Origin of the sequence: Comamonas suwonensis (assembly GCF_012844455.2) — a bacterium.
GTDB classification, from domain to species: Bacteria; Pseudomonadota; Gammaproteobacteria; order Burkholderiales; family Burkholderiaceae_C; genus Comamonas; species Comamonas suwonensis.
The window spans coordinates 1-1065 of sequence record NZ_JABBCQ020000055.1 but is presented as its reverse complement, the minus strand read 5'-3'; the positions used below and the strand labels follow the sequence as shown (position 1 = coordinate 1065).

Here is a 1065-nt window from a genome sequence, read left to right as displayed (position 1 = left end):
CGACAGTCCATGGGCCGCAAACCACTGGCGAGACCCATTGGCACAGAATCCGGCCCTTCCTAAATAAGGCACGCTATAGAGGTGCCGAGGCCAGATGCGCAGCTCTGTTTCATGCATGGCTGGCATCACTTTCTGATGGGTGACGTGCGGAAGTTTCCCGCGCCCAGCACCATCCAGTTGTCCACCCAGCAGGTGCCAAACACTTCAATCTGGGCCGTGCCTTCAGTGCCTTGCGGGAAATTGAAGTCCTCCAGTGCTGAAGCCTTGGGAGCAACTGTTTTTGGCCGGTTTGCGAGGGAAATTGCAACCGATGCAACAAAAATTGCGAGCTGAATCATCCACATGTCAAAACCTCACCAAAGACGCTTGCCATAGATGGATTCGCCCGGCATGTGGGGGAAGCCGCCATGGTTCAAAAGATTGTTAAAACGGTCATTGCAGGTGCTTCGCAGGCCGTCGCAGCCTGGGTACAGCGTGACGGTGTCACCGATGGCCAGGCTGTATGTGCCGCCAATCAGCTCCACCTGGGAACCGCTGGCCACTTCAATGCCGCGCATCTCCGTAGTGCCGTCTACCTGCCACTCGGCTGCGCCATAGCTAAAGACACTGATGTCCGCTATGTCTGCTGAGTCAAACCAGATATGGGTGCCCGTCAGTTGCGTGACATGTACCACGAAGGCATGCAAGGCCTTGTCAACGCCGCAGCTGCCGTCATAGACGCTGTGCGGGCAAGAGCGCTCATAGCGCAAGCGCAGGCCGTCGCGCTGCATGGATGCCGAGAGGGAGTCGCAGACAAGCTCAGCCTCACCTTGCTTGGGAAACACCACGCTGCTGACGCTGCCCACCCAGCAGACCTCAGCATCGACCGCAGTCGCGTCATAGTCGCGCACGGTCAGGAAGATCTCTTCACTGGGGGGCGTACTGCGAAACAGCTGGGCTACTGGCTCGGCCGCAGGAAGCGTCACGCGCAAGGTGTCGGCAGATGCTTCACCCGTCATGCGGATGCCGTCATCACTGATCGGCAGCGGCAGCCATTCGTGGCCGTCAAACTGAAGCTTGCGGTCG

General features: G+C 58.8%; 2 protein-coding genes. Both read right to left on the bottom strand.

Going from position 1 to position 1065, the window contains the following annotated elements; genetic code table 11:
• Positions 1 to 125: 125 nt before the first annotated feature.
• On the bottom strand, positions 126 to 344 hold the full coding sequence (locus tag HF327_RS21815) for a hypothetical protein (protein ID WP_198462439.1): 219 nt from the start codon (positions 342 to 344) through the stop codon (positions 126 to 128).
• A 9-nt stretch (positions 345 to 353) separates the two neighbouring features.
• A partial coding sequence (locus tag HF327_RS21810; protein WP_198462438.1) for a phage BR0599 family protein occupies positions 354 to 1065 on the bottom strand: 712 nt, incomplete at its 5' end.

Bases quoted from the DNA above. Each gene is read 5' to 3' on its own strand.
- HF327_RS21815 (WP_198462439.1), bottom strand. From the start codon at position 344: ATGTGGATGATTCAGCTCGCAATTTTTGTTGCATCGGTTGCAATTTCC.